The 15235-nt window shown below is 64.7% G+C and carries 10 protein-coding genes and 1 tRNA gene; 8 read left to right on the top strand and 3 right to left on the bottom strand.

The genetic code is table 11. The features are described 5' to 3' along the window. Positions 1–1152, bottom strand: a complete 1152-nt coding sequence (locus PQ455_RS02935; protein WP_273691206.1) for an efflux RND transporter periplasmic adaptor subunit — start codon at positions 1150–1152, stop codon at positions 1–3. A gap of 103 nt (positions 1153–1255) precedes the next feature. Between PQ455_RS02935 and PQ455_RS02930 the strand changes: the two genes are divergently transcribed. The 5 genes from PQ455_RS02930 to PQ455_RS02910 all read left to right on the top strand — a co-directional run bounded on the left by PQ455_RS02930 (position 1256) and on the right by PQ455_RS02910 (position 3143). Beyond that, on the top strand, positions 1256–1843 hold the full coding sequence (locus tag PQ455_RS02930; protein WP_273689053.1) for a TetR/AcrR family transcriptional regulator: 588 nt from the start codon (positions 1256–1258) through the stop codon (positions 1841–1843). A gap of 24 nt (positions 1844–1867) precedes the next feature. Then, on the top strand, positions 1868–2512 hold the full coding sequence (locus PQ455_RS02925) for a TetR/AcrR family transcriptional regulator (RefSeq protein WP_273689051.1): 645 nt from the start codon (positions 1868–1870) through the stop codon (positions 2510–2512). Between the two features lie 42 nt (positions 2513–2554). Continuing rightward, positions 2555–2845 carry a hypothetical protein gene (locus PQ455_RS02920; protein WP_273689049.1) on the top strand — a complete coding sequence of 97 codons (291 nt, stop codon included), beginning with the start codon at positions 2555–2557 and terminating at the stop codon, positions 2843–2845. Continuing rightward, complete coding sequence (locus PQ455_RS02915; protein WP_273689047.1) at positions 2842–3042, top strand: hypothetical protein; 201 nt, start codon at positions 2842–2844, stop codon at positions 3040–3042. The genes PQ455_RS02920 and PQ455_RS02915 overlap by 4 nt, the downstream gene beginning before the upstream one ends. A 27-nt stretch (positions 3043–3069) precedes the next feature. Then, positions 3070–3143 (top strand) — tRNA-Gly (locus PQ455_RS02910). Positions 3144–3177: 34 nt separating this feature from the next. On the opposite strand, the gene PQ455_RS02905 is transcribed toward PQ455_RS02910, so the two are convergent. After that, positions 3178–3987: a hypothetical protein gene (locus tag PQ455_RS02905; RefSeq protein ID WP_273689045.1), complete on the bottom strand. Its 810-nt coding sequence runs from the start codon at positions 3985–3987 to the stop codon at positions 3178–3180. A 230-nt stretch (positions 3988–4217) separates the two neighbouring features. Then, complete coding sequence (locus tag PQ455_RS02900; RefSeq protein ID WP_273689043.1) at positions 4218–4532, bottom strand: hypothetical protein; 315 nt, start codon at positions 4530–4532, stop codon at positions 4218–4220. Between the two features lie 114 nt (positions 4533–4646). On the opposite strand from PQ455_RS02900, the gene PQ455_RS02895 reads away from it, so the two are divergent. From PQ455_RS02895 to PQ455_RS02885, 3 genes are all read left to right on the top strand, one after another. Then, entirely contained in the window at positions 4647–5186 is a 540-nt protein-coding gene (locus PQ455_RS02895; protein ID WP_273689041.1) for a helix-turn-helix domain-containing protein, read from the top strand. Between the two features lie 236 nt (positions 5187–5422). Further along, positions 5423–12556, top strand: coding sequence for a sacsin N-terminal ATP-binding-like domain-containing protein (locus tag PQ455_RS02890; protein ID WP_273689039.1), 7134 nt, complete (start codon positions 5423–5425; stop codon positions 12554–12556). Then, on the top strand, positions 12549–15227 hold the full coding sequence (locus PQ455_RS02885; RefSeq protein WP_273689037.1) for a DEAD/DEAH box helicase: 2679 nt from the start codon (positions 12549–12551) through the stop codon (positions 15225–15227). Before PQ455_RS02890 ends, PQ455_RS02885 begins: the two co-directional genes overlap by 8 nt. Positions 15228–15235 lie beyond the last annotated feature (8 nt).

Below are 15235 nucleotides of genomic sequence, written 5' to 3'. Positions count from 1 at the left end.
TCAGTTCCCGCGCTTGGCCGTGGCGGTGACCTGTTCGGGCTTCTCGGGCTTCACGACCGTGCCGGGGCGCAGGTTGAGCAGCCCCTCGACGATCAGACGGTCGCCGGGCTTGAGGCCGCTGGTCACGATCCAGGTGTTGCCGATGGCGCGATCGGTCGTGAGGTCGCGCTGCTCCACCTTGTTGCCGGCGCCCACGACCAGCGCGGTGGCGCGACCGCGCGGATCGCGGGTGATGCCCTCCTGCGGGGCGAGGATCACCTGCTGGCGAACCCCCTCGACCAGCTTGGCGCGCACGTAGAGGCCGGGCAGCAGCAGGCCATCGGGATTGGGGAAGGTCGCGCGCAGCGTCACCGCGCCGGTCGCCGCGTCGACCGTAACCTCCGAGAATTGCAGCCGGCCCTCGATCGGATAGGTCTTGCCGTTGGGCAGGAGCAACTGGACGCGCGCGCTGTCGGCGCCGCCGCGGGTGACGCCGCCGGCGCGGATCGCCTCCTTCAGATCGAGGATCTGCGCGGCCGACTGGGTGACGTCGACATAGACGGTGTCGGTGCGCTGGATCGTCGCCAGCGCCCCCGCCTGCCCCGCCTGCACCAGCGCGCCGGGTGTGAAGAGCGAGCGGCCGATGCGGCCCGAGATCGGCGCGCGGATGCGGGTGAAGCCCAGATTGACCTGCGCGGCATCGACGGCGGCGCGCTGCGCCTGCACGCCGGCCGTCGCCTGCTGCGCCGCAGCAATGGCATTGTCCGACTCCTGCTTGCTCACCGCATTGATCCCGGCCAGCCCGCGATAGCGATCCGCCTGCAATTGGGTCGAACGGATCAGCGCCTGCGCATTGGCCAGCGCGCCGCGCGCCTGCCCCAGCGCCGCGCGATAGGGCGCGTCCTCGATCTCGTAGAGCAGCTGGCCGCGCTGGACGAGCGCGCCCTCGGTGAACAGGCGGCGGCGAATCACGCCGCTGATCTGCGGCCGCACCTCCGATGTCTCGACGGCGGAAATCCGCCCCGGAAGGTCGCTGGAAAGGGTCGCGGAGGCCAGCTTCAGCGTGACCACGCCCACGGTGGGAGTGGGCGGCGGCGGCGCATCCTGCTTGCCGCACCCTGCCAGCAGGATGATCGCACCGCCGACCGCAAGACCCTTGAACGCTGAAAGCATGGTCATAATCCGATATTCAGGAATGAACGCTCATTCCGCTTGTCGGCGCCCTAGTGGCTGTGCAACGAAGGGGTCAAGTCGAAAAACAGAAGATGGGGAAAAGATGGGTGCGATGCAGCATGAATTGCCCGCCAGGGCGCGCATCGTCGCCGCCGCGCGCCATCTGTTTTCCACGCTCGGCTTTCACCAGACTGCCATGTCCGAGCTGAACGCGGAGGCGAACGTCAGCGTCGGCCAGATCTATCGCCATTTCAAAGGCAAGGCGGACATCATCCTCGCCATCGTGCAGGAGGATGTCGATCAGCGGATCGCGCAGATGGCGCAGCTGCGCGACCAGATCGATAGTGGCGCGATCACGATCGAGGCCGGCATGACGGCGCTGTGCCAGCTCGCGCTCGACGAGGAGAACGAGGCCCTTTCGTTCGAGATCCTGGCCGAAGGCCACCGCAACCCCGACGTGCGATCGACCATCGGCACGCTCTGCCTGCGCTACCGGCGGATGCTGCGCGACATCGCCGGGGCCGCCCACCCCGGCCTGTCGGACGCGGGGCTCGACGCCTCCGAGGAACTGCTGCTCGCCTGCATGTTCGGCCTCGGCCACCGCAGCCTGTCGGAACCGCGCCTGTCGCCCGGCGAGACGGCGCGCCAGACTGGACGGATGCTCCTCGGCGCACTGCGCGCGCTCACCTAGCCGGCCGCCCGTGCGACGATCATGATGGACCGCGAGATGATGGACTGCACCGGCTATGCCCCGCCGCCGCGAGGACGCCCCCGCGAATTCGACCTCGACAATGCTCTCGCCGTCGCGCTCACGCTCTTCTGGGAGCGGGGCTATGAAGGGGTGTCGCTCACCGACCTCACCGAAGCGATGGGGATTAACCGGCCGAGCCTCTACGCGGCCTTCGGCAACAAGGAGGCGCTCTTCGGGAAGGCGCTGGACCGCTACGTCAGCGACCAGCTGGGCTATGTCGATCGCGCGCTGGAGGCCCCCACCGCCCGCGAAGTGGCCGAGCGACTGCTGAAAGGCGCACTGGCCATGCAGAAGGGCAATGCCCACCCCAAGGGCTGCCTCCACGTCATCAATTCCGTCGCCTGCGGCCCCGAGGCCGAAGCCGTCCGCGCCGCCGTGCTGGCCCGCGAAACCGTCGCCAAGGACGCGCTCACCACCCGCTTCCGCCGCGCCCGCGACGAAGGCGACCTGCCGCCGGACGCCGAACCCCGGGCGATCACCGCCTATGTCGTCGCGATCATGCAGGGCGTCGCCCTGCAGGGCGGCGCGGGCGCGTCGCACCGCGAACTGAAGTCGTTGATCGACACCAGCCTGGCGATGTGGCCCGGATATCGTGAACAGCGCCGTTGAACTGAGCGCTATTGGCCCACACCGGGCTCTATGTGATGTCGGTTGGGCGGGCTGCTGAATATCATCCCCGGTCTGTTGGATTGTCGCCCAGCCGAAGATTGGCCTGCTGCTTCAATCGGTCGCCTGCGCGGGCGGGTGACAGCCAACGTCGCGACCGCATCCGACGCTTTACAAGGGTGGCCGGCGGGAGACGGTGCTGGTCAACACTCGGGCCGACTATGGAGCGGCGACGGCTTCGGCGGCAGTTTTAACGAAGTCCGCGATGCCGCCAGCATCGTCCACCACAATGAGGATGCCGGCGAGGTCGCCGGCCTGAAGCACCCCGCGACGTGAACGGCACCTTTGTTACGAAACTGCTGACCGAGACCGATCTGACCGATCGCGAGGCCGCCCATATCATGGCCTGGGCACCGAAACGGGTCGGCCGCATCCGCAGCGTTTACGTTGACGATGCGCGCGTGGTTGTGGCACTGGGCGAACGGATCACGGACAGAAATGTAAAACGCTCTGTAGAACGATCTGGCGAGTAGCTGAATTTTCGCTTTTTTCAGCCTCTTGCGGGTGTAGCTCAATGGTAGAGCAGAAGCTTCCCAAGCTTACGACGAGGGTTCGATTCCCTTCACCCGCTCCACGCATCTCCGCCATTTTTGACGAGGACCTCACTCTTACGCTGCGGTAAAACTGCGGTGTTGCGGTGTGTAGGCCCCCGGAACCAGCGCGCAAATCTCGTCGATGATCGCACTCGTGGCGCCCAAGGCGAGGCCCAGATTCGCCGGATCCGGGATGGCATAGATGTCGCTGATCGATGCCTTGACGTGGCCCAGCATCATTTCTCCCTGACGCCAGTTCGCTTCGCCGATCCGCTTCCTCACAAACGTCGCCATTGAGCGACGGATCAGCTTGGTGCCCGCCTGTCCGCGTTCGATCGGCAGGCCGATGGCGACCCGCATCTTCTCCCAAGAAGAGCGCGGCCACGTCGGCAGATAGGGACCGTCAATCTCGTCGAGGAAAGGCGCGAACTGTGCAGGGATCGGAATGATTCCGCGAAACTTTTTGGTCTGACGGCGACCCGGCGGGTTGAGGTTCAAAACCTGCGCGGCCGCGGTCCATTGACCCGGGCCAAGATCGAGTATCTCTTCCGGACGTGCCCACGTGGCGACTGCCGCCCGCAGATAAGCCAGCAGACTGGTCCGCTCCCTCATCCGCTGCACCTTTTCCTTCGCGCTTCCCTCCGGAGCGAGGCAATAGCGAAACATGGCGGCGAGCGTCGCGACGTCTGCGCGGTATTGAGGCGATACGGCGACCTCTTTGGCTTGAATCGGCTTGAACTGGGCCGTCTGTCCGGGCGTGCTGTTGATCGCTGCCGCGAGTTGAAGAACGCACCCTTCGATGTGACTCAGGCTGCGCTTTCTGACCTCTCCGGTCTTGCCGACCTGGACCGGTCTGTTCGCGAGCCAGATGCGGAAGGCATCCACCCACCCCGGTGTTACCTGGGGGCAGGTCGTCCCCGGGTCCGTTTCGGTCAGATAGTCGACGACATGGCCGAGACGACTACGCGTGGACTTGAAGCCGGCCTTGTGCTCGCTACCCAGAAGATAGTCGGCGATGACCCTAGTCAGCAGGGGTGCAGTCTCGCCATCGAAGGGCCGACCGCACGTCGGACAGTAACGGTGGCCGTTCGCCTCGTTATAGCGCCGGTCGACCTCTAGTCGCGCGTCCGCGTCATCGCTCGTGCTTGCGCTAATGCTGCGCTCACGCTTTCGTTCATGGTCGTACCAGACGATTTCGAGGTTCGCGCGGTCGGCGCGCCGGTAGAGGCGGAAATCTCCGCGCTGGTAGAGAGGCTTGCCTCGTCGTGTTGCAGGCATCGGACTTTCAACTCCTCGACGGCCGCCGCCTGCAGCGCCGCATAGGCACCGGACGCGACCAATAGTTTCAGATCTTCAGGGGAGAGGCGGATCGCCCGCCCGGTTTCGGTCTTGCGGCTGAGACGGCGCGCGAGATCAGCAAGCGATGTCATCGCATCGTTCCCAGGCAGGTCATTCCTTTTCCCTTCCGATCCGTCGGCTCACTCAGGAGCGGTCACGGATTCGCTTTTGGGATCGACCAGATCCGAGTATTGCAAACTCGGATCATGGCTCGCGAAGGAACACATCAGTTCAAGCTCGACGATCTGGATGAGCGTCTCGGACAGCGCGTTCGCGATGCTCGGAACGAGCGCGGACTGAGCAGGATGGCGCTAGCTCCTGCCGCGGGGGTCAGCAGAAGCACGATCGCCCACATCGAGCGCGGAGATCAGAGGCCGTTGCCGGGCACGTTAAGAAAGATAGCCGCGGTGCTTTCCCTCCCGCTTTTCGTTCTGGCACCGGCATGGGAAGACGCCGAGCACGTGAGACCGAAATCAGGAACGGAGCACCCTGGGGTCGGATTGCGTGCCATCCGACGTGACAGAAAGCTAACGATCGCGGCGCTTGCCGAAGCTACAGGGTTGAGCGTGAGCACCATCTCCCGCTTTGAGCGAGGATTGCATGCAACGCGAAAGCTCACCTGCGCCGACGCTTCCGGGACTTCGTACAGGGATCAGATTGGCATCATCAGTGCCGAACTTGCGGCGGCATTGGGGTATGCTTCGGCAGCAGACCTGACGCGCGCTTGCGCGGCAATCGAAGAATAGGCGAAGCCCTTCTCTCTATACCCCATGGGTTTTCGGCCAAGGGTGAATAAGATGCCGGGGCTAAAGGGGGATTCGAGATGAGCGCAGGGACGGGGCGGCTGCAGCGGCGGCATGTGATTGCGCGTGTGCGACGGCGTCCACTTGAGTTTGAGCACTCCATCAAAACGATCGCCAGCTGATTTGAAACGACCGATTTTGTCGCGTCTCGCTCAAAAGATGGACGCGAAGGAGTTCATGTGACCGCGCTTTATACGACTCAGTTCTCGATCATCGGCGATCTTCGGAACCTGCTGCGCGATCGCTATCGCGGCGGTTTCCCGGTTCTGAAAGAGCTTCTTCAGAATGCTGACGACGCGCGTGCGACGCGTTTCCTGATCGCTGCGCATCCCGGGTTTGCCGACGCCATCCACCCACTGTTGCGAGCCCCAGCGCTGATCGTTGCCAATGATGGCGAGGTCACCAGCAAAGACTTTGCGGCGATGGAGAAGGCCAGCGGCGGCAGCAAAGGGGGCGACCGCGCGACCGTAGGACGTTTCGGGCTTGGGCAGAAAGCTGTGTTCCATCTGTGCGACGCCTTTGTTGCGCTCGCGTGGATTGATGGCACTGCGACGCCGAAAGTAATCAACCCGTGGGAGGAAATCCCAGAGGCGACCACCGCCGCAACCGAATGGAAAGTAGAACCCGCCGACGACCTGTCCCGTCTTCTGCCCTGGCTTCGAGATCGCGGATTTGCCGGCAAGGGCATGTGCGTGGTGCTTCCGCTACGCAGTGCGACGCTGACGCCTGGCGCCAATCCGGGGCTCTGGCTCGCCGCGGAGAAGATGACACCATCCGACGCGCTTGCCTCCATGATTGCCGGGGAAGAGTTCGCCCCTTCCTTGTGTTGTCTGCGACACCTTGGCGAAGTCGCTTTCGAAGGGAATGCGGGCGCCCGTTATCAACTCGCGACGGGAGCCACGCGGTTGTCGTCTCCGGATGCGGCTGGCGGCGCCCGCCGGCTCGGCGCGACATGGCATGCCGACGACAAGCGCCAGATGGTGCTGATCGGCCGGGAAGCTGTGAAGCCGGGCGGGGCCGCCGACGGCGTCAAGAGCAGGCTGAAGCGTGACGACAAATGGCCGCGCACTCGCGACTATCTCGACCGGCCGACTGACGACAAGGCCGAGCCGCATGGCGCGATCCTGCTCTGTCGCTCGCCGGCGGCTGGGCCGCAGGGCCGGCTCAGGCTGCGCTGGACGGTGTATCTCCCGGTCAGCAACGTCGCGGAAGCCGATCTGCCGCTCGCGTTGGGCGACATCGACGTCCTGCTGCACGGCCATTTCTTCCTCTCCAGCGCACGAACAGAATTGATCGATCCCGCCGGAGAGAGCGCTGAGAGCGAATGGAATCGCGCGCTCCTTGCCGACGTTACGCTGCCGCTGCTCCTGCCGGTGCTGATGGATGCATTGCCGGGGTTGGGTGACGATTCTGCTCGGCGCTCATTTCTGCGGGCGCTCGCCGGGACGACATGGTGGGAGGATCATGGCGCCGATGCGTGCGCTGGGGATGCGCTGGCGCTTAGCTGGATCGGCTCGGGACAGCCCGACTGGACGGTCACGCCAGCGGCATTGTTGCGCCCGGTGCCCCTGGGCGATGCCACCGGCATCGAGCGGCTGAGCCGAAGCATTCCCGACTTGAAGGACTGGTGCGAGCGGAGCGGCACTCGCCTGTGCTTCGGCGTACCCTTGGCAGCGGAACCGGTGGGTTGGCCAGATCAGGAACTCGCCGAGATCGTGAGGCTGGCGGGCGCTAGTGCGTGGACCAAGCCACGAACGGCGGAGACGATCGCGGCATTGCTGGAAGACGCCGCCCCGATCGGCCCGGCAACCAAAGCCGCGCTGGCCGCATCATATCGGCTGGCATTGTCGGGCGAGGAAAATTTCGCCAGCGCCAGTACGGCGCGACGTCTCGCCACACTGCTCCCTGCGGAACAGATCCTTCCCCTTCCATCCTCTGTCGAGAACCGAGCACTGATCGGTGCGCTGGCGCGAATTCCGGACATTCTGCCCGTCAAGGCCGAATGGAGCCCGCCGCCCGGCCCGACATCGCGCCCGCTCGACCTTGTCGTTGCGCTGCTCGGAGCGGCTGCGCCCTTTGTCGGCCCGCGATCGCTCGGGGAGCAGGCGGCAGCGATGATCGCCTCGCTTCTGCGGCTCGGCCCTTCCTTGCACGAAATCGCTCAGCACCCGGACGCGCGCAACCTGAAGATCGTGCCTGCGACCCGGCTGTCCGACATGGGTGATGAGGTGCTGACACTCGGTGATGCCGAGCGGTTCGGACGTGCCGGACTGTTGTTCAACGCGTCGACGAAAGAACTGAGTCTGTTTGCCAAGGCGGTAATCCAGCCGCCGGTGCTTCGTATTCGCGGGGCGGCGGACGCCAGTGCGTTTCCGCTCGGCAACGGCCAGCCGGCTAGCCTTAAGGAACCGCTTGCACGCGCCCGCAGCTATGGCGATCCGGTCGATTGTGCGCGGCTTGCCAATATTCTTGCGGAGCAAGCCGACATCGATGATCTGCGCCGCCTCTGCGCACGCGACCCGGATTTACCGCATGCCGCGCGCCTGTTCGAACTCGATCGGCTGCCGCCGGCGCTTGAGCCGCTCGCCAGTCCGATGCTCGGGCCGGGCAGCGGGATGCGGCTGATCGATCCGGCGATCGCTGGCGAGTTATCGCCCAATCTCAAGCAGCGCCTGGAGATCGCGCCGATCAATGCAACACAGATCGGCCGCTGGCTGATCGAACAGCAGCGCGCTGGCACGCTGCCCGCGCTTTCCGAAACGACAGCGATCGCGCTGCTCATTAGCGACATCGATGACGACGTACTGCGTCGGCTTCCCGTCCACCGCACCACAAATGGCGTCCGCGCCAGCGTTGCGGATGGCGTGCGCCGCGGCAAGGCGGCGGACATTCCCACCACACTTCGGCCGCACGTCCTGCTGCTCGATCCCTGGTCGAACCCGGACACACTCGCGCGCGAGAATGATCTGGTGCCGGCATGGAACTGGGCGAGCCAGCTCGACGCCGCCCTGGCGGCACCCGATCCGTCGCAGCACGTCGCGGCCATCGCGGCGGCGTTGGCCAGCATTGAGTTGTCAGGCGACCAGTGCGAGCGACTGCGCGAGACGGCCTGGGTGCCAATCGAAGGTCGCGCGACGGCGCCCGCCGAGATCCTCGATCTCGAAGAAGCCGTCGATCGGGCGCTTGCGACATTGCTGGGCGGCACGTCCCCCTTCGCGACCGTCAGGCAGCTTCCGGTCGACCTGCGAGAAGACACCGTGACCGCGGCGCTGACTCGTCATGCCATCCTGAACGACCGCGCATCCTCCCTTTCTCTGGCGGCCGATCTCGCCGGAGAAGCCGGTGCCATGGCGCCTGCGGAGATGATCGCATCCGAACTGCCAGATTGGCGCATGATCGCCTCCGCCGGGCTCGATCTGCCGGTGAGCGGCTGGCCGATCCTTGCGACAACGATGCGGGGCAACACCGACGACGAGTGTGTTACGCGCTTCGCCTCCGCGCTTCATCACCCTTCGTGCGACGATGTCGCCGCTGTCCTTCAGGCGCTCGCAGCGACCGAAGGCCAACCCAGCGCACGGCGCCTCCACCGAGCGCTGTTCCAGCGACACGCCCGAGAGCTGCGCGATGGCGACTTCCTGCCCGCCGTGTTGCTGGTCCCGTCGGTCTCAGACCGATTCGACCGCGCCGATCGCCTCGCGCTGAGTGCGGCCGGCGTGAGCGAGGACTATCGGCTCGACCCGCATTATGCCGCCAGCCTGTTCACGTCCGATGAGATTCCGGTTGCCCGGATCGCCCCGGCCGGGACGGCTGAAATACCCGCCCGGCTTCGCGCAGCACTGGCACCATTGCGCGATATCGCTCCGGACGAGGCGGTGCAGTTCGCACTGGCACTACTCGGGCGCGGACCGGAGATTGTGGCCCTCGCTCGCGAATGGGAGGGGCAACGCAGCTTCGCCGACATTTGCGCCGATCTGGACGCGATCGGGGATGCGCTCGCGGTCCAAAATCCAACGATCGCAGAGCGGCAAGCAGAGTTGCGCTTCGAAATCGCAGCCGATGAGAGCGGCGTGGCCGATGTGCTGTCAGCGGCGGGAACGGTCTGCCGAGTCCCGCTGACCGGTGACGGTTCGACGTGGCTCGTCGATTGCCAGCGCCTGCCGGAGCAGCGCCGTGACGGCGTTGTGACGCATCCTTATCGACTCTCGCTTGCGCCGCTGCGCCCGACCGATGAGGAACAGGTCGGAGCGCTGCTCCAGCAATTCGTGCATCGGCTGGCACCGGCGTTGCTCTTGGGTCAGCCATCGCAACGCGAAATGCTACGAGAGGCGTTGGGCCGCTATTTCAAGGACGATCAACTTACGCTCGATCAAGCGATCGACGATCTACGCCACGTCATCGACGATCGGCTCCGCGCCCTCAAGCCCGGGCCGTCGATCAGGGCCGCCCTTGCTAAGTTCGACTCGACGAAGCGTAACGATCGCGATGCTGCCGCCGCACGACTGTGGGACTTTGTGACGGGACCGGACGCGGGCCCAGAGTTGTTAGAGGCCGTGCGCAGGAAGATTCACGAGCAAGGCTATGTCGAAGGCCGGGTTCTGTTCGAGCTGTTCCAGAATGCCGACGATGCCTGTGCCTATTGGGACGGCGCATTGACCGGTCGTTTCCGCGTCGCGGCAACGCGCGACGACGAGGGAGCGATCACGCGGTTGCGCGTGGTGCATTGGGGACGACCGGTCAATCACCTTGGCAGCGATCCGGAAATCGGGCGCGAACGCGAGCACTACCGTGATCTCGCCAACATGCTCGCGATCGGCCACTCAGCCAAGGCGAGCGAAGACCAGACCGGACGGTTCGGGCTGGGCTTCAAGACCGTCCATATGCTGTCCGACAGCCCCGGCCTCGCCAGTGGCGTAATCGCCGCGCGGATCAGCGGGGGCATGGTGCCGGTAGCGTGGCTGGATGGGCGTGCTGAGGCGGCCCCCTATGTCACTCGCGGGCAGAAGCCGACGCTGCTCGACCTCCCGATCGCCGCCGGGTGCAGCAGCGCGGCGCAGGAAGCATGGGAGTCGTTCCAGCGCGCGGCGCCTTGGCTCCCCGCCATCGCACCAAGCATCAGCCGGATCGAGCTGGACGACGTGCCGCAGCCGTTCATCGCCGAGGTGCAGCAGATTGCCGATGGCGTCGAGGTGGTGACGCTGAACGGCACCAGATCGCGCCGCGCCTTCCGTCTCGACCTGGGCGGCGGATTCAGGATGTTCCTCGCATTCGGCGCCGCAGGGCCGGAAGAGATTCGGGATGTTCCGCAATTCTGGCGTCTCGTGCCGCTGGAGAAGCAGGACCGTCACGGCGCCTGGCTGATGGAGGGACCGTTCACGGTCGATCCCGGCCGGACGCGACTATCGGACTCGCCGGAAGACCAGCGGCACCTGTTCGGCGCGCTCGGCGGGACCTTGGGTGAGCGCCTCATCGCCCTGTTCGATGTGATCGACGGCAACTGGCCCGCCTTCGCCGCTACGCAAGGGCTGGATCCGGCATCGCGGGAAGGCTTCTGGGACAGGCTGGTCCAATTGCTCGCGCGCGATCTCGACACAGGTGAGCCCGACCGGGAATTGCATACCGGGCTGCGCGGACTCGCTCGCCTGTTGATCGCCCGGCCACTCGTGCGGGTAGCTAAGGGAAATCTCGTCCTTGCAACGGATATCGCGTTCTTTGCAGACGGCGCGATGACGGACTCTGCGATCAGGCAAATCGCCGCACAATGGCCGGGCGTGCAGGAGCTAGCATCTTCGCTCGTTGTCGATGAAACGCTTCTGAGGCGTCTTGGCATTGGGAATCGGACACCTCTGACGCTCGCAGGTGTGGTGGACCGACTGCTTGGCGACAAGTTGATCGCACCGGCGCTCGCCGCGATGTTGGGCGAGGTCATCGACAGCGATCGCATTCAGGCATTTCCCCTCGAGGAACAAACCCGCCTTCGTGCAACGCTCAGATCGTGCGCTTTCGTTTCGGCGGAAGGCGCGCCCCAGCCCATCCTGAATCTTTCGTTCCCACAGGCGGACGGCGACGAGGCGCGGCGCAGCGCGTTCGCTCCGCTTTCCGGTCGTCTGTCGCCGGACTATGTTGGCGCGGCGTTCAAGCTGGCTCAGCTTGCGCGCGCCGAAGCGGGCTATCAGGTTCCGATCTGGGCTAACTGGGCCGCAAGCGCGGAGCGCGATCCTGATCGCCTTCTGGCATTTCTCCGTTACGTCGCCGCCGAAGGAGACTTCGTCGCTGCCCAACTCCTCAAGGCGGCGCGCTGGCTGCCCGCCGGTCAGGAGCTGCTAGACTATCCTCCGCTGGCGAAACTGACCGACAAGGAGCGCAACACAATCCTGCTCCGAGCAGGCGTTTCCCTGACGGCGCAGCCGATGGATTTCGATGTCGAATCCGATACGAACATCTGGTCGTTCACTCCGATCGACTCCTCGCTCGCTTTCGCGCGAATTGCGGAATGGTGGGATGACGAGGGCGATGACCTTCGCGCCGCCTATGACCGCGCCGTATATCCGGAAGGCTTTGTGCCCGCGCTCCTCGCCGAAGATGACGATGAGGCGTGGTTCACCATGCTGGGCCTCGCCACCTTCCAGACAATAGGCCGCATCAGGCCAGAGGCCTCACGCAACTTCATCGCGGACGGAATTCGCACCCGCTGGTGGTGCGATCTGGCGCGGGTCCGCGATGGCGACGATCCTGCCCCCTTCATCAATCGCCTTGAGGCATGGAGCGATCCTTGGGAGGATCGCGAGTATGGGCAGTGGCGCCGTTGCCTGGTCGATCTCTTCACCGTCGCCCGCTTCCTCGAGCAATATCGCGAGCTGTTCCGAAAGCTGCCGCGTATCGTGAAGCAGGAAGGGCCGATCGGACTGCGCGAGCTTCTGACGGTCAAGACGTCTCCGATCGCGGCGAAGATGGGAATCGTCGCGACGCCGGTTGCACAATCTCTGGGGATCGGCGCAAACTGGCTGATCCGCGAACTCGGCCGACACGGCATTTACAGTGATGAGCAGGCGATTGTCTCCGCACCCTATGGTTGGGCCAGTGCAGGGCGTGTCCGGCGACTTTTTGCCCGGCTTGGGCTCGAACCGGGCGGCCAGGGCGTGGACGCTGGTCAAATCCTTTTCGAACAGGCCGCGCGCGGACTAGGCCGGTCTCAGCCGTTCGAACTGAATGGTGATCTGCCGCTCCACATTCTTACCACCGCCCCACATCGTGACCGGCTCAACGAAATCCTTGATGAAGCTGGTGCCATCCCTTGGAGCCAGGCCGATGACTGAAATGCTCGCCCCCGACACGCTCGTCTCGCATCCCGAACATGGTCAGGGCCGCGTGATCATCGACAGCGGGGCTACCGTCGTCGTTCGGTTCGCTCGATCGATCGAGGCGGTGCTGCGCGACCTGATCACTGTCGCCCCCTCGCTGGCTCGCGCGCTGGTGACGGGACAGTTGGACGACAGCCGCGACACGCTGCTGCGCGCGCAAGCGCTCGCCATCCGCTCGGTCAATGACCAATGGGGGGTGTTCTCCCGCTCTCGCGTACAGCTGCTGCCGCACCAGCTCTGGGTCTGTCACCGGGTCAACCGAAGCTGGCCTTTCCGCTGGCTAGTCGCGGACGACGTCGGTCTCGGCAAAACGATTGAGGCCGGCCTCGTGCTGATGCCGCTGATCGCCAGTGGCCGCGTGCGGCGCTTGTTGATTCTCGCGCCGGCCAAGCTGGTGCCGCAATGGCAGCAGCGGCTGCGCCAGATGTTCGACATACGATTGCAGCCCCATTCGCGCGCGATCGACACACCCCAGCTCGATTTCTGGGACACGGCGAACATGGTGGTCGCCTCCATCCACACGCTGCGTGGCGAAGTTTCAGGCGAGGATGGGCGGCCGAGCAAGTTTCTCGATGCCGAGCCTTGGGACGCGGTGGTGGTGGATGAGGCGCACCATCTCCATGCTGACGAGCGAACCGGCGAGACGCTCATGTTCCAGTTGCTCCGCGCCATGGAGGAACGGCGCCGCATCGGCTCGTTGCTCCTTTTCACCGGAACCCCACATCGTGGCAAGGATTACGGCTTCCTCTCGCTTCTCAGCCTGCTGCGCCCGGGTGAGTTCACGCCGGACGAGGATATCGAGCCGCAGCTCGCCAAGCTGCCCGAGGTGATGATTCGCAACAACAAGGCCACCGCGACCGACCTGCGTGGCAACCGTCTCTTCACCCCGGTTACCGTGGAAAGTCGCGAATATGCCTTCAGCGCGGAGGAGCGCGCGTTCTACAATACGCTGAGCCAGTTCATCGTCGATGGCCGAGCCTATGCCTCCAGCCTCGACGGGCGAGCGCAGACCGCACGCATGCTCGTGCTCATCACGCTTCAGAAACTGGCCGCCAGCTCGATTGCGGCGATCCGCAGCGCGCTCGTCCGTCGCCGGGCCCGGTTGGAACAGACCGCAGACGAGGCCCGCACCCTCGCCATGCGCGAGGAAGAAGGCCGCACGCTCGACGATCGCGCCGCAGACGAGGAGGATCGTACGCCGTTCGCGATCCTCGCCGAGCTGATGGATGGTGAAATTGCGCGTCTCGACGAGCTGATCGAACTGGCCGAACCGATACGGCAGGAACACAAGATCCGGCGTCTGGTCGACCTGATCGAGGGTGAGCTGCCCCCGAACGAACCTGTGCTTCTGTTTACCGAGTACAAGGCTACACAGGCGCTAGTCGTCAATGCTCTCCATGAGCGGTTTGGACATGGGGGGTGTGCATTCATCAACGGTGACGAACGTCTGGATGAATTGCGCCGCCCCGATGGTTCGGTTGGCCCAAAAAGTTGGTCCCGCGAGGCCGCCGCGGATGCCTTCAACCAAGGCGACGTCCGCTTTCTGGTTTCGACCGAGGCGGCGGGCGAAGGCATAGACCTTCAGGAGCGCTGCGCCACCCTTATCCACGTTGACATGCCGTGGAACCCGATGCGTCTCCACCAGCGCGTCGGCCGCTTGTCGCGATATGGGCAGACGCGCCCGGTTCAGGTTTTCCTTCTGCGTAATCCCGAAACGGTCGAGGCCCGGATCTGGGATCTCCTGAACGCCAAGCTGGAACGCATACAGCAGGCGCTGAGCCAGGTGATGGAGGAACAGGAGGATATCGGCCAGCTCGTAGTCGGCATGACGGGCGCCAGCTTCTTTGAGCGTCTTTTCGCCGAGGGGCAGACAAGACGCGCAGGCGGGCTGGCGGAATGGTTCGATCGTGAGACGGCTACGATCGGCGGCGAGGATCTTGTCGATCGAGTCAAAACCATGCTGGGACAGGTCGCGCGCTTCGATTTCGCTCAGGTTGGCCGCAACCTGCCGCAGGTAGATTTGCCGGATCTTGAGCGCTTCTTCAGCGCGATGCTGGATGCAGAAGGGCGCCGCATACTCAAGCGTGAGGACGGACTTGAGGTCAAGACGCCGGCGGAGTGGGCCGACGCTGACTATGCTCTGCAGGACCGTTACGCCGGTTTGGTCTTCGATCGCGCCGCTAAGCTAGGTAAAATGGGGGCGGCGCGCCTCGTCGGCGTTGGCCATCGCCTGTTTGACACCGCGCTCGATCATGGTCTGAAGCGCACCGGAGTGCTCGCTCAGCTGGCCCGATTGACAGCACCGACGCTTGTTGGCGTGATTGAGGACGAAGTGACCGGACAAGGCGCGTCGATTTCGCGTGTCGTGGCAGGAGCCCGGCTAGAGGCCGACGGAACTATAACCGTCCTGCGCGACTGGGAACTTCTACAGGATCTCAATGCCATTGGCCGTTCTGACGATCTGGGCCGCAGTAGCGCATACGACATCTCACTCGAAGATGCGGAAAAACGGCTTCGATCGGCGATCGAAATGCAGGCACCCTTGCTTGCCGATATGTTGACGAGGCCGCGCGTTCGAAGTGAGATGCTGCTCATCCCAGAACCGATGACGCCTTCTGCTGGCTAGGCTCATTG

It is taken from the genome of Sphingomonas naphthae (assembly GCF_028607085.1).
Lineage (GTDB): Bacteria > Pseudomonadota > Alphaproteobacteria > Sphingomonadales > Sphingomonadaceae > Sphingomonas_Q > Sphingomonas_Q naphthae.
The sequence above is the reverse complement of the archived record's forward strand: the minus strand, read 5'-3'. Positions and strand labels throughout refer to the sequence as shown.

What these genes read in the sequence shown, in the direction of transcription:
- PQ455_RS02935 (WP_273691206.1), bottom strand. Translation starts at nt 1,152, where the DNA reads ATGCTTTCAGCGTTCAAGGGTCTTGCGGTCGGCGGTGCGATCATCCTG.
- PQ455_RS02930 (WP_273689053.1), top strand. Translation starts at nt 1,256, where the DNA reads ATGGGTGCGATGCAGCATGAATTGCCCGCCAGGGCGCGCATCGTCGCC.
- PQ455_RS02925 (WP_273689051.1), top strand. Translation starts at nt 1,868, where the DNA reads ATGGACCGCGAGATGATGGACTGCACCGGCTATGCCCCGCCGCCGCGA.
- PQ455_RS02900 (WP_273689043.1), bottom strand. Translation starts at nt 4,532, where the DNA reads ATGACATCGCTTGCTGATCTCGCGCGCCGTCTCAGCCGCAAGACCGAA.
- PQ455_RS02895 (WP_273689041.1), top strand. Translation starts at nt 4,647, where the DNA reads ATGGCTCGCGAAGGAACACATCAGTTCAAGCTCGACGATCTGGATGAG.
- PQ455_RS02885 (WP_273689037.1), top strand. Translation starts at nt 12,549, where the DNA reads ATGACTGAAATGCTCGCCCCCGACACGCTCGTCTCGCATCCCGAACAT.